The organism is Komagataeibacter kakiaceti JCM 25156, assembly GCF_000613305.1.
Genome location: NZ_BAIO01000696.1, coordinates 1 through 1,003 on the forward strand (window position 1 = coordinate 1; position 1,003 = coordinate 1,003).

A 1,003-nucleotide genomic window follows, 5' to 3' on the forward strand; every position below is an offset into this window, starting at 1 on the left:
TGGCTGGCGGGGTGCCCGGCACGCGATGGGCCATCCGCCGTTCCCGCGCGGCCGTGGCCGCCGTCATCATGCACCCCGCCTTGTACGGCTGCCTGCGCGCAGCAATGCCGCGAAAGGGCATGGAGCATGACCACACCCACGCAACAGCCACTGGCGCAACAGCTGCCGGAAGCATCACCCGTGCATGTGCATGTGTGCGTGACCTGCCGCCGCGGCCTGCCCGCGTCGGACAACCCGCAGGGCCGCCAGTTGCACGATGCGCTCACCACGCTGGCCGCGGGCAACGCGGAAATCGTGGTGCATGAGGTCAACTGCCTGGCCATGTGTGACAGCGGCTGCGCCGCCGTGGTCGCCACGCCGGGCAAATGGGGCTGGCTGCTGGCGGAACTTGGTCCGGAAAAGGCGGCCGACCTGCTCACCTACATCGTCGCCTACGCCACATCGCGCAGTGGCACCGTCATGCCCTCGCGCCGTCCGGCCAGCCTGTCGGGCATGGTGCGCGGCCGCTTTCCCGCTTCCCTCTTTTCTGGAGCCTGATCGCCATGAACACTTCCGCCACGGCGCGCGCCAAGGTGCCCGTTACCGTCATCACCGGCTTTCTGGGCGCGGGCAAGACCACGCTGCTGCGCCATGTGCTGGCCAATGCGCGCGGCAGGCGCATCGCCATTGTCGTGAACGAATTTGGCACGCTGGGCATTGACGGCGACACGCTGCGCGCCTGCGGCATAGAAGGCTGCGGCGATGATGACATCGTGGAACTGACCAATGGCTGCCTGTGCTGCACCGTGGCGGATGACTTCCTGCCCACCATGGAAGCCCTGCTCGACCGCCCGACCCCGCCCGACCATATCGTGATCGAGACATCGGGGCTGGCGCTGCCCAAGCCGCTGCTCAAGGCGTTCGGCTGGCCCACGATCCGCACCCGCATGACGGTGGATGGCGTGGTGACGGTGGTGGACGGCCCCGCCGTGGCCGATGGGCCGCTTTGCCGATGACCCGGCGG

1 protein-coding gene and 1 pseudogene are annotated in these 1,003 nt (G+C 68.6%); both read left to right on the forward strand.

Going from position 1 to position 1,003, the window contains the following annotated elements:
* Positions 1 to 126: 126 nt before the first annotated feature.
* Positions 127 to 537 carry a DUF1636 family protein gene (locus JCM25156_RS18050; RefSeq protein ID WP_025814245.1) on the forward strand — a complete coding sequence of 137 codons (411 nt, stop codon included), beginning with the start codon at positions 127 to 129 and terminating at the stop codon, positions 535 to 537.
* A 5-nt stretch (positions 538 to 542) separates the two neighbouring features.
* Positions 543 to 1,003, forward strand: a pseudogene (locus JCM25156_RS26020) (GTP-binding protein); the annotation flags it as partial.